Origin of the sequence: Natroniella sp. ANB-PHB2 (assembly GCF_046097105.1) — a bacterium.
Taxonomy (GTDB): Bacteria; Bacillota; Halanaerobiia; order Halobacteroidales; family Halobacteroidaceae; genus Natroniella.
On sequence record NZ_CP175562.1, the window covers coordinates 1170717 to 1186380 of the forward strand.

A 15664-nucleotide genomic window follows, 5' to 3' on the forward strand; every position below is an offset into this window, starting at 1 on the left:
ATTATTATAATTAGAGATTTAAATACAATATCCTTTTAAATCTTTATATACTTGCCAAAGAAGAATCATTGAAATAAAAAAAGATATAAAGAACTTAAGTTCTTTATATCTTCTTTATATAAACCCTAACTATTCTTTTTTATTATTAATTATCAATCGTTACCTCTTCATCACTTTGAATATTAAGCAATCCTTTCAAGAAATTACTCAAATCATCGAGAATAGAATAAAAACAAGGTATTACAACTAAGGTCAAGATAGTAGAAAATAACAACCCACTAATTACAACCACTGCCATCGGTTGTTGCACTTCAGCACCATCACCTAATCCAAAGGCCAACGGAATCAAAGCCAAAGCAGTAGTCAATGTCGTCATCATAACCGGCCGCAATCTAATTGGTCCAGCATTCAAGATAGCTTCACGGCGAGGTTCACTTTCTCGCCTCACATTAATGTAATCAACCATTACAATAGCATTATTAACAACAATACCTGCTAGCATAATTACACCGATAATTCCTGGTACACTTAAAGGCATTCCAGTAACTACTAACCCCAAAGCCGCTCCTATCAAAGCTAGTGGAACAGTTAACATAATCGTAAAAGGGTGTAGTAAAGACTCAAACTGAGAAGCCATCACCATATAAACCAAAACTACTGCCAAAATCATAGCAAGGCCTAAATCACCAAATGCATCCTGTTGATCCTCAAATTCTCCTCCATAACTGATCGTATAACCATCAGGAATATCAAGTTGATCAACCCGCTCTTCAATATCAGCTTGAACTGCTCCTAAACTTCGCTCATGAAGGTGTGTACTAACTGTAATAGTTCGTTGTTGATTCTCCCGTTCAATACTGGTCAACCCTGCAGCTAACTCAACATCAGCAACTTGAGAAAGAGGAACTACTACCCCTTGTGGTGAAGTCAGTTTTAGATCCATTAACTGATTAATATTTTCTCTATACTCCTCAGCCAAACGAACCCGCACATCAAACTCCTCTCCACCTTCCTTGTATTGAGTGGCTACTTGCCCATCCATTGCCATTCTGATCGTCGAAGCTATCTGTTGTACACTAAACCCTAAATCTCTAGCTCGATGACGATCAATATCAACCTGTACTTCAGGTCGACTCTCATCAATACTCAATCCTACATTACGTGTTCCCTCAACTGCTTCCACTTCAGGTTCAATTCTGTGGGCCAACTGACTTAAAATATCAAGATCTGAGCCAGAAATAGTAATCTGAATAGGAGCACCAACTCCACCGCCACCCATTCCAGTAATCGGAGTAACTCTGATATCTGCACCAGCAATATCAGCTACTAACCCTCTTACCTCCTCAGCAACAACAGAAGTACTCCGTTCTCTATCACTCAAACCAACCAATTCAACAGTAACTTGGCCCGTATTAGAGTTATTACCACCAGCTTGACTGGAGTAATGTCTCAACTCAGGAATTTCTTCTAACCTTCGTTCAACTTCCTTAACTACTCGATCAGTCTCTCTAAGTGCCTCTCCTTCAGGCAATTCAACCCGAATATTAAAAATACCTTGATCAGCATCAGGAATAAACTCAGTTTCCAAAGGAATAATATCTGTTATTACTCCTGCTCCAAAGAGAAGAACAAAAATAACTAATGACACCAAAACAAAATAACGATACTGTAAGGACTTATCTAAAATCCTTTGATAACCCTTTCTAATCCAGCCAAATTCAACCTCACCTTCATCTTCCACAATAACTGCATCTTCATTGACCTTTAAAAATTTAGCTGCCAGCATTGGAATAAAAGTCAAAGCAACAAGCAAAGAAGCAACCAAAGAAAAACTTACAGCCCAAGCCAAAGCACCAAAGATCTGAGAAGCCAAACCTTCAATATAAACTACTGGTAAAAAGACAGCTGCTGTCGTTAATGTTGAAGCCAAAATTGCTGTTCCTACCTCAGCAGTTCCTTTTTTCGCTGCTTCAATCTTACTTTTTCCTTCCTGTTGAAAACGATAAATATTCTCTAACACAACAATTGCATTATCGACCAACATACCAATTCCTAAAGCCAAACCACCTAAGGTCATTAAATTTAAAGTCATATCAGCAAAATACATCAAAACAATAGCTGTAACAATTGAAACTGGAATTGCAGTTCCAACAATAAATGTACTACGAATATTTCTTAAAAATAATAACAGTACAACTATTGCTAAAAGTCCACCTAAAACTGCATTCCGTTGAACATTATCAATAGCATCTTCAATAAACTCAGCTTGATTATTGACAACTGTCAATTCAAAATTATCCTCATTACTTTGAATCTTCTCTACCTCTTCTAAAACTGCATTAGCTACTTGAACAGTATTACTTCCACTTTGATCTTGAATTTCAAGACTAATGCTCTCTTCTCCATTTAAATAACTATAAACAGAACGTTCCTTGTAGTCATCCCTTACTTCAGCAAACTCTGCTAAATCAACCCTGACCCCTTCTTGATTCATCAGTTGAATCTCTCTAATCTGATCAACTGATTCAAACTCACCAGCAGTTCTAATCAAAAGATCCTTTGTTCCATGATCAACTGAGCCACCACTGATATTGACATTCTCAGTTCTCAACTGTTCAATTACATCTTGAAAGCTAAACCCATAATAAATCATTCGGTCTGGATCAATATCAACCTGTATCTCTCTCTCTAAACCTCCTGAAATATCAACACTAGCTACTCCAGGCACTCGTTCCAAAGCAGGTTCAACTACATCTTCAGCTAAATTCCGCAATTCTGCTAAGTTCATATCCCCAGCTAACTCTAAATTCATAACGGGCATACTATCAAGATCAAATCTAACTATCCGTGGCTTATCAACATCATCAGGGAGAAAATCTTCAATCATCTCTACATTCTCACGCATATCCAAAGTAGCAAAATCTAAATCAGTTCCCCAGTCAAACTCGATAAAGACTATCGAACGATCAGGGTGAGAAGAAGAAGTGACATTTGTTACATTGTCAACCAAAGCAATAGTCTCCTCAATAGGTTGAGTTACACTCTCTTCAATCTCACTTGGGGTTGCACCATCATAATTGGTCATTACAACTGCATAGGGAAGATCCATCTCCGGCATCAAATCAACTGGCATCAATGGCAAAGAAACTGCACCTAAAATAATAACTGCCAGTACAATCATGGTAATAGTAACCGAACGATCAACAGAGAAATCAGATAATTTCATTAGTTACCACCCCGCTCCACGATCTGGATCTTATCTCCATCATTCAAGTTATCTTGGCCTCGAATAATTACTTGTTCGCCAACCTCAACACCTGATTTAATAGCTATCTTTTGATCACCCATTAACCCAGTCTCAACTTCTCTTCTTTCCGCTTGACCATCTTGATAAACAAAAACAACCTCTTGACCATTATCTAAAACAATAACTTCCTGTGGTAACACAATTTTTTCTTCACTTCTTTCTATTTCAATCTGAATTCTACTATACATTCCACCTTTGATCAAAGCATTTTGATTCTTTAAATTAATCTGAATCCCGTAACTTCGATTTTCACCAGCAACTGGACTGATTTCAGTTAATTCTCCTTCATATTCTTCTTCTAAAGATGGAATTTCAATCTGACTTAGCTGGCCAACTTGAACTTGATTAGTATATCTTTCACTCAAATCAGCACTTACCTTAACCTCTTCAAGATCAGCTATTGCAACAACTGGTGAATTAGCTACCATCTCTCCAGCCTCAATATTTAAATTATAAACCTGACCATCAATAGGAGCAGTCACTACTCTATTATCATACTGAATCTTGGCCCCATCTAATCCAGCTTCGGCTTGTTCTACTTCTGCTTTAGCAGCCTCAACCTCTTCATCTCTAGCTCCAATCTTAACCATCTTTAAGTTCAAATCAGCTAATTGATACTCCTTACTAGCATTGATATACTCTAATTCACTCTGTTCAAACTGCTGATTGGAGATTGCATTTTTTTGATACAGCTCTTGTTGACGCTGATACTCTCTTTTAACCTGTTGATATCCACTTTCAGCCTGCTCTAACTGTAACTTCAACTGTTCAATCTTCTCTTCTCGTTCTCCAGCTAAAATACGATCCAAATTAGCCTGAGCAGCTTTTAAAGCAGCTTGAGCTTGATTTAACTCAACTCGTAAAGGTTCTTCATCAATCTTAAGTAATCGCTCACCTTCTTTTACCTGCTGTCCAGTCGAAACATAAACTTCCACTACTTCCCCTTGAGCTTGAGGAGTTACTTGCACCTCTTTACTCGGCTCCGTTCGACCTCCTAAAGTTATATAATTAACTACTTCTCCTACCTGTGCCTCTTCTACCTCAACAGCTACTTCTTGTTGCATATTATTTGAAGCAGTTGTCTCTTCTGCTTCCTCTCCATTACTACAAGCAACAGTTACTAATGAAAGTAATAAAACCACTACGACTATCTTTAATTTATTCATCCTTCCTACCTCCCAATTCCTTTAACTTGATAAAGCTTAGCCACAGCTAAATTATAATCATAAATTGCACTCAAATAATCACTCTTTATCTGCTGATAAGTTGCTTCGGCCTCAAGAAGATCATTAGTGGTAATTAATCCTTGTCTATAGCTAGCTTTATTCTCTTTTAAATTTTCCTCTGCCTTTTCTAAGCTCAACTCCATTAACTTGATCCCTTCTCTAGTCTCACTAACTTTTAACAATGCTTCTTCAATTTCTAACTCAATCAAACCTTTCAAATCATCAGATCTTAAATCTAAAATATCAAGTTCCTCTTCAATCTGAACAAGCTCAGCTCTTCGCTCTCCACCATCATACAAATTATAGCTTAAACCAAGACTTACTCTCCAATCACCATCAACTGTAAAGCTATCATCTTGAGCTTCATAATTACCACTTAAAAATAAATTTGGATGAGCTTCTCCCTTCTTTCGTTCCAAATTCAACTCTACAATTTCACGATTGAGCTCTAATAATTCCAAATCCAAGCGATTATTAAAAGCAATTTCTTTTACTTTATCGAACTGATAACCTTTTTCTTCCCAATCCAATTGTTTGACCAACTCCACCTCAGTCTCCCGAGGAAGATTAAGAGTATTCTTTAAAGCCAATTCAGCTAATTTAGCTCCATTTTTGGCTCTTAAAAACCCCTGCTCAGCTTGTAATTTCTGAGTCTGAGCTTGAAGTAAATTAGTTCGAGTAAAGATACCGACTTCATAGTTGGCCTCCGCAGTCTGTACATAATCTTCAATCCGCTCTAAACTCTTTTTACTAACCTGAACCATATCTTTAGCCTTTAAAAGGTTATAATATTGTTCGCTAACTTGATAAGCCAAATCTTTTTTCTTCTCTTCTAACTCTTTTTGAGCCGCTAACACCCCTTTTTGAGCTTGCTGATAGCCAATACTTCGTTGGCCCCCAGTATAAAGAGGTAATTCTAAATCAAGACTGGTAGTGAAAATGTCCTGAGAACCTTCCCCTACTGATAATTCTGGCGCCTCACCCAACCTTGTATATCCAGCTCCCAAATCCAACTGTGGATAAAAGCTAGACCGAGCAATATCGACTTGCTTTTCAGCAATCTTGACTTCCCTTCTCAAACTTTCAATCTGGTTATTATTCTCTAAAGCCAGCTCAACCGCCTCTTCTTCGGTCAATTTAATCGACTCTGCTCCTAAAATAGGTAAAGTTATAATAACTAAAGCAAATAAAACTAGCAAACTAGTCAACTTAACTTTTTTCATATGTATCCCCCTTTTCACCTCTTAATCAACAATAACTAAAATCATTTACTAATCCCATTTAAAAAGACATCTTCAATCACTTCTACCTTTTCTATTAGATCATTTTTATAATAAAGATGAGGGTTAAAAGTTCTGATCATCCCTAATAAAAGTCGTGCTAAATCCAGATTATCCTGATTAGAAGTCACCAGCTCTTCTTTTTTAGCAGCATTAATTACCCCAGCAACTATCTCAACCTGCCGTTGGTTAAACTCTATTATATAACCATTAAAGAATTCCTTCTCCAGGGCAGTTGTACATTCTCTAAACATTTTAGAAACTTTCTTCCCTTCTTGATAAAATTTAAGATAAACATAAATAATCTCTCTCAGCTTTTTAAGTGGAGAGTTTTCTACTTCAACCTCTTCTATAACCTCAGACTCTAGTTGCTCTAATTTCTCGATTAAAATCCCTTGAAATAATTCTCTCTTGCTATCGAAATACCAATAGACAGTCCCTTTAGCTACTCCTGCTAAATCAGCAATTTCACTGACTGTCGTCTCATGAAAACCTTGTTTTGAAAACAAATCAATTGCTGCCGAAATAACCCTGTCCTTTCTATCACTTCCTGTTTTATTCATCTACTCCCCCCCCTTTTTTTAATAATTGACGAACTGGTCAGTCAATTATATGGTATCAAGCTAATCTTATTTTGTCAATAAAAAGTGAAGTAAGATAGCATCAAATATTCTCCATCTTTTTTTAAGAATTAAATTATATTTGAAAGTAAACCTGACAGTCCAAAGATATCTTCTATACTACCTAAATTAATGTTAAGATCAACAACTATTGTTTCTCCAATTAACCTTATATTTTTAGGAGCTATTAACCTCTTTTCTTTACAGCCAACAATTAATAAAGGTGTTGAAATAACAACAATAGCCCTTATATATACTCCTCTCTCCTTTTTAATCTCCAAATTTGAAGAGTATGGATAACTATCACCTTACAAATTGCATAGGTAGGAACAACCAATATCATACCAATTAACCCTATCAGACTACCCGCCCCTAATATTAAAAACATAATCGTAATAGGATGCATCTTTAATTTTCTTCCAATCACCTGAGGTGCTATAAGATTACTCTCTATCTGTTGAATAATAAGAACAGTAATTATAGTACTCAATGCAATTAGTGGTGAGTGAAAAAGAGCAACAATTACAGCAGGAACAGTCCCAATCCACGGGCCAAAATAAGGAATGATATTTGTAACCCCTGCTATTACAGCCAATAATAATGCGTAATCCAATCCAATAATAAGAAAAGCAACATAACATAAAGCACCTACACAAAGACAAACTATTCCCTGCCCTCGTATATAAGCACTCAAAGTTTTATCAATATCATTCAAAGTTGACTGAACATCATCACGTTGTTTCTCAGTAAAAATACTCAAAATAGAACTTCCCAACTTCTCCCCATCCTTTAATAGATAATAGAGAATAAACGGAACAATAATTAATACAAGTACTAAATTTACTAATGCCCCTATAAAGGATAATATATCCGCAGCAAGATTTGTAGTCAGTTGATTCATCGAATCACCTAATTGAAAGATGAACTCTTCTATATTTAACATATCACTTAGTGGATAACGTTGAAAAAGCCAACTTTCTTGAATATCAATCAGACTACTTTGAATTTCAGAGATAATAAAAGGCATATTATTAATTAAACTATAAAACTGTCGTTGGAGTAAAGGGCCAATAATAAAGAGCAAGCTTATAAGAATATAAACTAAAATAATGTATAATAACAAAATAGACAGCCTTCTTGATAATCTCTTCTCCATTACCCTAACAACAGGCCTTAATAAATAAAAAAGAAATCCTGAAAGAACAACTGGAATGAAAAGAGTTTGAAATATAACAATCAAAGGATTAAATACCCAATTAATTAATGAACCAACATATATAATTAAAAATAATAGAAGAATTCCATGACCAATTTTAAATATTTTTGTATTCATAACTCAGCTCCTTTTTCCAGGAAGTTAGGCTTAAATTTAAATCCCTAGATTTATATTATTAACTACACTTAGACTCTTAGTACAATTTAACTCTTATTTCAGCCTTTTATCTTTATCATAATATTCCATAAATCTACTATGGTTAATATTCTTTCTTTTTTTATAATTTCCTTTATAAGCACTCTATTACTTGCTAAACTAATTAATTATTGAGAAATTACCTGCATTAAATAATTTTAAAGTTAGTTCACTTTATTATGATTAAAAAACAGACACCTTTAACTAAAGATGTCTGCTTTATCCTTCAACTTATTTTATTCGCTTAAAGATTGAAACATAATTGGTAGCTCCACTTCCACCCATATTAAAAGTTAATCCTAATTCTGCATCTTCTATCTGATGGCCGACAGGATTTCCTAGCAACTGTCGTGTAGCTAAAACAGCCATAGAAACGCCTGTTGCTCCCACTGGATGGCCTTTAGCTTTTAAACCTCCAGAAGCATTGACAGGTAATTTTCCGCCTACCTTAACTACTCCGTCATCTAACAATTTAGCTCCTTTTCCATCCTCTGCAAGCCCTATTGCTTCATAAGCTAGTAACTCTGCTGTCGTAAAGCAATCATGTACTTCTACAAAATCTAAATCTTCAACATCAATATTTGCTATATCATATGCTTTTTGAACAGCCTTTTTAGCTGCTACAAATTCAGACTTTGATCTTTGCTCAAGAGCTAAATAATCAGTAGTATGAACCAAAGTAGTCAACTCAACTACATCATCTTTTAATTCTTTTGCATTTTCAGTAGTAGTTAACACCAAAGCAGCAGCTCCATCTGATACCAAAGAACAATCATGCAACTTCAAAGGAGGAGCAATCATTGGATTCTTATCATCAGACAAATTCAAAATATCTTCATAAGTCCAATCACTTGACATTTGAGCTAAAGGATTAACTAATGCATTATTATAATTTTTAGCAGCTATCTTAGCTAAAGTTTCTCTTAGCTCTTCTTGAGATAGATTATGTCGCTCCATGTAACCTTTGCCATATTCAGCAAACAAACCAGGGAAAGTCATTCCTTTAGCAGCTTCACCTGGATAATAAGAAGCCATAGCTAAAACTTCAGTAATTCCTCTCGTATCTAAATCAGTCATCTTTTCAACACCAATAACTAAAGCATAATCAATTTTTCCTGCTTCTAGAGCATCTTTAGCAGCTTCAATAGCAGCGAAACCAGAAGCACATGCATTTTCAACTCTAGTAGCTGGAGTAAATCTTAAATCAGGATCAATATTTACTGCATATGGTGCTAAATGTTCTTGATTATTAAAACCTCCACCACTATAATTTCCTACAAAAATTTGTCCAATCTCTTTTGCTTCTACCTCAGAATCCTCCAAAGCTCCTTTTCCTGCTTTAACTAATAACTCATACAAACTATCATCCAGCCTATCAAATTTAGAATGATAAGTTCCAACTACACTTACACTCATATTCTCCACCCTTTCATTTTTTTATTTTTTATTCAGTCAACTTTAAACCCATAGGTTCTTCTTTAAATATCCTTTTATCCATAGTTTTTAAATCATCTGCTACAATAGGCTCAAACTCCATTTGAGCTAGAACATCTTCTTCTAAATCAACCCCAGGTGCTAGTTCTACTAGGGTTAACCCTTCAGGTCTAATTTCAAATACAGCCCTTTCAGTTACAAGAATAATATCCTTACCCTTCTTACTTTCAAATGTTCCATTAAAAGTAATCTGCTCTAGTTCCTTAATAAACTTTTTAACTTGTCCTTCCTGAACAATCTTTAACTCTCCATCTTCAACTTCTGTTTCTAAACCGCCAGCAGTAAATGTTCCACAGAAAACACATTCTTTAGAATTTTGAGAAATATCTATAAAACCTCCACAACCAGCAATTTTAGGGCCAAATTTAGAAACATTTAAACTACCATTTCGATCACATTGAGCCATACCAAGAAAGGTCACATCAATTCCTCCACCATCATAAAAATCAAACTGATAAGGCTCATCAATAATAGCCTGCGGGCCAACAGCACTTCCAAAGTCCAATCCACCCTGAGCAGCTCCACCATACAAGCCAGGCTCAACTGTCGCAAGGAAGTTATCTTCTACTCCTTCTTCTATTAAAACATCTGCTACTAACTCAGGAACTCCTATTCCATAGTTAACTAAAAACTTAGATTTATCTAACTGCATTGCTGATCTTCTAGCAATTACTTTTTTAGCAGTTAAAGGTACTTCTTTTACCTCCTCTTCAACAATTCTTTTATTAGATATAAAATCTTCATTAAATTGAGTAGCAGCAGTCTGCATATGATTCTTTTTATCCTCTACAACTGCCACCACATCAACCATTGCTCCAGGTACTACTACATTTTTAGGATCAATAGTTCCATTTTTGACTCTTTTTTCTACCTGAACAATGACCTTCCCACCATTATTTCTGGCAGCCATAGCAACAGCTAATGCTTCTAGTGTTAATGCTTCTTTACTAAAACCAATATTTCCATTTTTATCTGCCTCTGTTCCTCTAATTATAGCTACATCTATTTCCTGTGCCTTATAAAATAAATACTGCTGACCATCCATCTCTACTTTTTCTACAATATCCTCAGTAGTTAGATCATTTAGCTTTCCACCTTCATACTCTGGATCAACAAAAGTTTCTAAACCTACATGAGTTAAGACACCAGGCTTTTTAGCAGCCATCTCTCTAAACATCTGCGATAAAACACCCTGCGGAAAATTATAAGCCTTAACTTTATTATCAGCAACAAGTTCAACTAACTTAGGGATTAAACCATAATGACCACCAATTACTTTTTCAATCATTCCTTCATGGGCCAAATGATTAAGACCTCTTTTTTTTCCTCCATCTCCTATTCCAGATGCCCACATTAAAGTTAAATCTTTAGGACTTCCTTCCTCTAGAAATCTGTTTTCCATTTCAAGCCAAATCTCTTCTGGAGTGGCAGTCATCACAAAACCGACTGTTCCAATTTTAGCATTATCAGAAATCATCTCAGCAGCTTCTTTAGTGCTAACAAATTCAACTCTATCCAAAACAAATCCCCCCTTGATAAAGGTTTAGCTTTTATTTATAAGCTTACTCCATAACTTTATAATGTAGTATCTCCACTAACATCAATTACTGCACCTGTTATATAACTAGACTCATCAGAAGCTAAAAAGGCATACACATTAGCTATTTCCTCAGGCTCTCCTAACCGTCCTAAAGATACTTTTTTCTCCATTGACTTTATAACTTTTTCTGGCATATCATCTAAAATCGAAGTAGCAATAAAACCAGGACATACAACATTTGCTCTTATTCCTTTTCTACCTAACTCTTTGGCCCATGATTTAGCCATACCAACTACACCAAATTTACTAGCTGCATAATTAGTTTGCCCAAAGTTACCATAAATTCCAACTATTGATGATGTATTGATAATAGAACCACTTTCCTGCTCACGCATAATATCTACTACTGCTTTAGTACATAAATAAGTTCCTTTTAAATTAATATCTATTACCTTATCATACCTATCTTCATCCATTTTATGTAACTGAGCATCCATGATAATACCAGCATTATTAACAAGTACATCAACTTTACCATACTTATCCATTAAACAGTCAACCATATCTTGAATATCATCTTTATCAGTTACATCAACCTCAAAACCAATTGCTTCTCCACCAGCTTCTTTAATCTCTTTTACTGTTTTTTCTACTGCTTCAGTATCAATATCACAAACTGCCACTACTTTTGCTTTTTCTTCAGCAAACTTTTTAGCTGCTGCTGCACCTATACCTTTACCAGAACCAGTAATAATACAGACTTTATCCTTTAATCTCATTTTTTCCTCCTTTTTTAACCTATGATCATCAACCTCGGTCATTATATATTAAAAAATAAATCTTTTCCCTTAGATAAATTAAGATTTATCTAATCCAGAGGGGATAAATTCTTTTAATTTTTTAATTCTCTATATCCACTATAAATTCAGATATATGCTTATTAATAACTTCTGCTTCCTTTACACAGCCAAGATGGCCCCAGGAAGAATCAATTTCTCTTACTTCTGCTTGTCCCGGCCTTTTAGCATTTAAAATATCAGCAACTTCATCTGCCCATACAGGTGGAAACTCTTGGTCTGTTGTTATATTAATTAATAATAAAGGAGCTTTAATTCTTAATATTCCTTCTTTATAATCTCCAACATCTCTGCCAAGATCATAAGTATTAACAGCTTCAAGAAGTCTAATATAACAATTTAAATCTCTTCCTTTAATTTCTTTCTCTAAGCCTCTGGTTAAGTATTTATAAACATTTTCACTTCTTTTCTTTTGAGCATCAAAGCCCTCTACAACATTTTTTGAAGAGAATTCTTCTATAATCCTACGATTAGTATAATATAAACGAGCAACCTGATGAATTAACTTCAAAGCTAATTTAGGGTTTTCATTTTCATAGTTTCCTTTATTGAATTCTGGATCTGATTTAGCTGCATTTATCATAAAATGATGCATTGCCATTCCAGATGGAGTCATCCTTCCAGCAGTAGCAACTGCAACTACTGAATTAACAAAATCAGGATAAAGAGCTGCCATTTGTAAAGACTGTAAAGAACCCATGGACGGCCCGGCCATCATTTGAAGCTTATCTATATTTAACTCATCTAAAAAAGCCTTATGAAACCTTACTGTATCAATTAAAGTAATCTCTGGAAAATCAGAGCCATAACGCCTTCCGGTATCAGGGTTTATACTTAAAGGACTTGATGTCCCATTCATACCTCCTAAAGAATTAGCACAAATAACTCTATATTTATTTAAATCAATAGCTTTACCTTCTCCTATGATTTCATCCCACCAGCCTGGTTCTTTATCTTTTTTTGAATATTTCCCTGCTGCATGTTGATTAGATAACCCACCATGAGCAATAAAGATAACTGGCCCTTCTTTTTTGCCGTATTCTTCATAAGCGATGATTGGCTCCTTTATAATCTCACCCTGCTCAGTCTTAAAAGGTCTAGATAACTTCAACTTCTGTTTTTCGACAAGCATAAAAAACCCCTCCTCCTTCTCTTTTGGCTACAACTACCCTTTAACTATATTGATCAACCTTATTCACTGACCGCGGTCAATGAATACATCCATATAATACTACTTTTTTTTCCTATTGTCAATATTTTTTTACAGATCATAAAGAAAGAATAACTTTATCCTCTTTTTTATTTATATTAAAATCTAGATATGTTATACTTAAATGATATAGATAAATAATTTGGAAGGAGTTGGCCTTTTATGACAAAGATTGAAAATATGACTTCTAGAGAAATCCAAGCATTAAAAACTAAAAAAAAATTATTTGAAACTGCTATAAAACTCTTTAAACAAAAAGGCTATGAAAATGTTACTATTAAAGAAATTGCTAATAAAACAGGAACTTCTAAAGGAACATTCTATACTTATTTTTCATCTAAAAGTGAGGTTATAATAAAACAATTCAAAGAAATTGATCAACATTATATAAAGGTAACTGAAAATTTTAAAGAACTTAAATCAGCTAAAGAAAAACTTTTATTTTTTCTTAAAGAACAATTAAGATTTGTCATAACTGAACTTAATGTAGATATTGTTAAAGTTCTTTATTCTTCTCAACTAAGAGCAGAAACAGAAAAAATTATTAAAAACTGGAATAGACCTTTATATAAAATTATTCATAAAATAATTAAAGAAGGGCAAAGAAATGATGAATTTAGAAGTGATATTTCTTCAAAAGAACTAACTGAAATAGTAGCTCGCTGTATGAGATCTATCTTTCTTGATTGGGGAATATCTAATGGAAATTTTGATTTAGTAAACGAAGGACAAAAATTCTTCTCAAATTTCGTTGTTAAAGGATTATTAAAGAATCTAGATTGCAATAATAAATCAAACTAGTTTCAATAAGTACTTATTACAAGGGAGGGATCTTTTGGAGTTGAAAAATGGTCGTACAGTAACCACAAGACATTACTATATAAAAAAACTGGCCAACCTCATATAGTGAAATTGACCAGTTTCAACTTATATATAACTACTAGAGATCTAAAAATTGACCTAAATCAATATTATCATCTTCCCCTTTATTAAACACTTTAGATAATTTTAGTGAGGCGTTATTATCTCCTAGCACTATTATCCCAATTAATTTACCATCTTTTATAACTAACTTTTTATAGCTTTTTCCATCTTTTTTAATTATTGTTTCTATACCATCATTATCTCCATAATCAATATTATCTCCAGCAGAAAAAAGAGGAATTCCAGTAACCTTCAATCTAACTTCTAAAGAAGAACCATTATATTCAAGACTACCGCTTTCTACCATATTCTTCCCTGCAATTGCACCTTGTTCTTTAGCTGGTTTCCAAAGCCCATAACAGATTTCCTTATGTTCAGCTATATCCCCTGCTGCATAAATATCACAAATTGATGTTTCTAAATAATCATTTACTAATATCCCTTTATTCCTCTTTAAATCTCCTTTTATTTTAAAATCATCTCTAGGTTTAACACCTACTGAAAAGATTAAAGCATCTGCTGCTAACCTCTCAGCTGTATTTAACTCAACTTCTTCTATCTTACTCTCCCCTTTAATTGCGTCAACTGTTTTACCTAATTCAAAGTTTATTCCTTTATCCTCTAATAATTCTTTTAGTATAGCTGCTCCTTCTTTATCTAACTGCTTAGGCAATAATCTATCAAAATACTCAACTACCGTTACATTCTTTCCTAATTTAGCCAATGTATTAGCTGTCTCAATCCCAAGTACTCCACCACCAACAATAATTACATTATTATTCTCTTGAACATAATTATAAATTTCTTCAGCATCATTCTTATTTCTAAAAGTAAATACTCCCTTTTTATCTCTTCCCTCCATCTCAATTACTATTGGTTCAGCACCTGCTGCAATCAATAATTTATCATAGCTAAACTCTTTATTTTCTTGTGCAAGTAAAATCTTATTTTCAGGGTCAATTTCTTTTATTTTAGTTGCAAAGATATTCTCAATATTCTTCTTCTGATAAAACTCTTCTTTATGGATTACCGCCTTTGAGAAATCCATTTCTCCACCTAAATATTCAATCAGACGAGGCCTATAATAAAATAATTCTTCTCCTTCTGTAATTATCTTGATATTAGCATCATTATCCTCTTTTCTAATAGTAACTGCTGCTTCTACACCTGCTACACCATTCCCAATTATTAGATAATCCATCTTAACACTCCTCCCTTATATTTTCTAAACTAACAAAATAATTTATAAACTTAATCAATATATCCATTTAATTATTTAGATTATTTATATGTTCCTGATAATCTTCATTTCCCTTAGCACCGCAATAAATCCAAACTGGAACAACTCCTAGAAATGGAATTATAGATCCTATAATAAATGCTCCAATGAATATTGCAATCCCTTTTCCTACCATGCCTTTATAGAAATACCATAATGCCCCAAATAAAAAAGCCCACCAATTCCAACCCTCAACTCTTTTTTGCTGATTTAGACCTTTTTCTTGAAAAGTTTCTCTAATCATCATATTATCTGAGTTATCAGCTACTATCTCAGCATCAACTTTTTTATTCATAGACTGACCACAGCTACTACAAAAATTGGCTGAAGTGCCAACTTGAATACCACAATTGCTACAATACATCAGTTATTCCTCCTTTGTAATAATATAGGAATTTAATGCTTTATTTCTTGGTTCAACATTAAATTCCTGCTCCATAACTTATATATTTAATTAAAGATCGTATTCATTGCCTTTTATCCGCTCTGGGCCAACATTACAGAGAGCTTGAGACG

Annotated in this window: 12 protein-coding genes; 1 reads left to right on the forward strand and 11 read right to left on the reverse strand. The window is 34.1% G+C overall.

All coding sequences use genetic code 11. The annotated features are described in order from the left end of the window. Positions 1 to 145 precede the first annotated feature (145 nt). The 9 genes from ACKF5P_RS05875 to ACKF5P_RS05915 all read right to left on the reverse strand — a co-directional run bounded on the left by ACKF5P_RS05875 (position 146) and on the right by ACKF5P_RS05915 (position 12867). Positions 146 to 3226 (reverse strand): efflux RND transporter permease subunit, encoded by a 3081-nt coding sequence (locus ACKF5P_RS05875; protein ID WP_408956562.1) that lies wholly within the window; start codon positions 3224 to 3226, stop codon positions 146 to 148. Further along, entirely contained in the window at positions 3226 to 4473 is a 1248-nt protein-coding gene (locus ACKF5P_RS05880) for an efflux RND transporter periplasmic adaptor subunit (RefSeq protein ID WP_408956563.1), read from the reverse strand. Before ACKF5P_RS05880 ends, ACKF5P_RS05875 begins: the two co-directional genes overlap by 1 nt. Before the next feature lie 5 nt (positions 4474 to 4478). Then, positions 4479 to 5756: a TolC family protein gene (locus tag ACKF5P_RS05885; protein WP_408956564.1), complete on the reverse strand. Its 1278-nt coding sequence runs from the start codon at positions 5754 to 5756 to the stop codon at positions 4479 to 4481. Between the two features lie 41 nt (positions 5757 to 5797). Beyond that, on the reverse strand, positions 5798 to 6376 hold the full coding sequence (locus ACKF5P_RS05890) for a TetR/AcrR family transcriptional regulator (protein WP_408956565.1): 579 nt from the start codon (positions 6374 to 6376) through the stop codon (positions 5798 to 5800). Positions 6377 to 6680: 304 nt separating this feature from the next. Further along, a complete protein-coding gene (locus ACKF5P_RS05895; RefSeq protein WP_408956566.1) occupies positions 6681 to 7766 on the reverse strand; it encodes an AI-2E family transporter in 1086 nt (361 codons plus the stop codon). Positions 7767 to 8075: 309 nt separating this feature from the next. Further along, complete coding sequence (locus tag ACKF5P_RS05900; protein ID WP_408956567.1) at positions 8076 to 9260, reverse strand: thiolase domain-containing protein; 1185 nt, start codon at positions 9258 to 9260, stop codon at positions 8076 to 8078. Between the two features lie 28 nt (positions 9261 to 9288). Continuing rightward, positions 9289 to 10857 carry an acyl CoA:acetate/3-ketoacid CoA transferase gene (locus tag ACKF5P_RS05905; protein WP_408956568.1) on the reverse strand — a complete coding sequence of 523 codons (1569 nt, stop codon included), beginning with the start codon at positions 10855 to 10857 and terminating at the stop codon, positions 9289 to 9291. A gap of 56 nt (positions 10858 to 10913) precedes the next feature. Then, positions 10914 to 11657 carry a 3-oxoacyl-ACP reductase FabG gene (gene fabG, locus ACKF5P_RS05910; RefSeq protein WP_408956569.1) on the reverse strand — a complete coding sequence of 248 codons (744 nt, stop codon included), beginning with the start codon at positions 11655 to 11657 and terminating at the stop codon, positions 10914 to 10916. A 121-nt stretch (positions 11658 to 11778) separates the two neighbouring features. Further along, positions 11779 to 12867, reverse strand: a complete 1089-nt coding sequence (locus tag ACKF5P_RS05915; RefSeq protein WP_408956570.1) for an alpha/beta fold hydrolase — start codon at positions 12865 to 12867, stop codon at positions 11779 to 11781. A gap of 240 nt (positions 12868 to 13107) precedes the next feature. Between ACKF5P_RS05915 and ACKF5P_RS05920 the strand changes: the two genes are divergently transcribed. After that, positions 13108 to 13746 (forward strand): TetR/AcrR family transcriptional regulator, encoded by a 639-nt coding sequence (locus tag ACKF5P_RS05920; protein ID WP_408956571.1) that lies wholly within the window; start codon positions 13108 to 13110, stop codon positions 13744 to 13746. Positions 13747 to 13885: 139 nt separating this feature from the next. Here the strand turns inward: ACKF5P_RS05920 and ACKF5P_RS05925 are convergent, their stop codons facing one another. Together ACKF5P_RS05925 and ACKF5P_RS05930 are read right to left on the reverse strand one after the other, a co-directional pair. After that, positions 13886 to 15070 carry an NAD(P)/FAD-dependent oxidoreductase gene (locus ACKF5P_RS05925; protein ID WP_408956572.1) on the reverse strand — a complete coding sequence of 395 codons (1185 nt, stop codon included), beginning with the start codon at positions 15068 to 15070 and terminating at the stop codon, positions 13886 to 13888. 67 nt (positions 15071 to 15137) lie between these two features. Next, on the reverse strand, positions 15138 to 15512 hold the full coding sequence (locus tag ACKF5P_RS05930; protein ID WP_408956573.1) for a zinc-ribbon domain-containing protein: 375 nt from the start codon (positions 15510 to 15512) through the stop codon (positions 15138 to 15140). Positions 15513 to 15664: the final 152 nt, after the last annotated feature.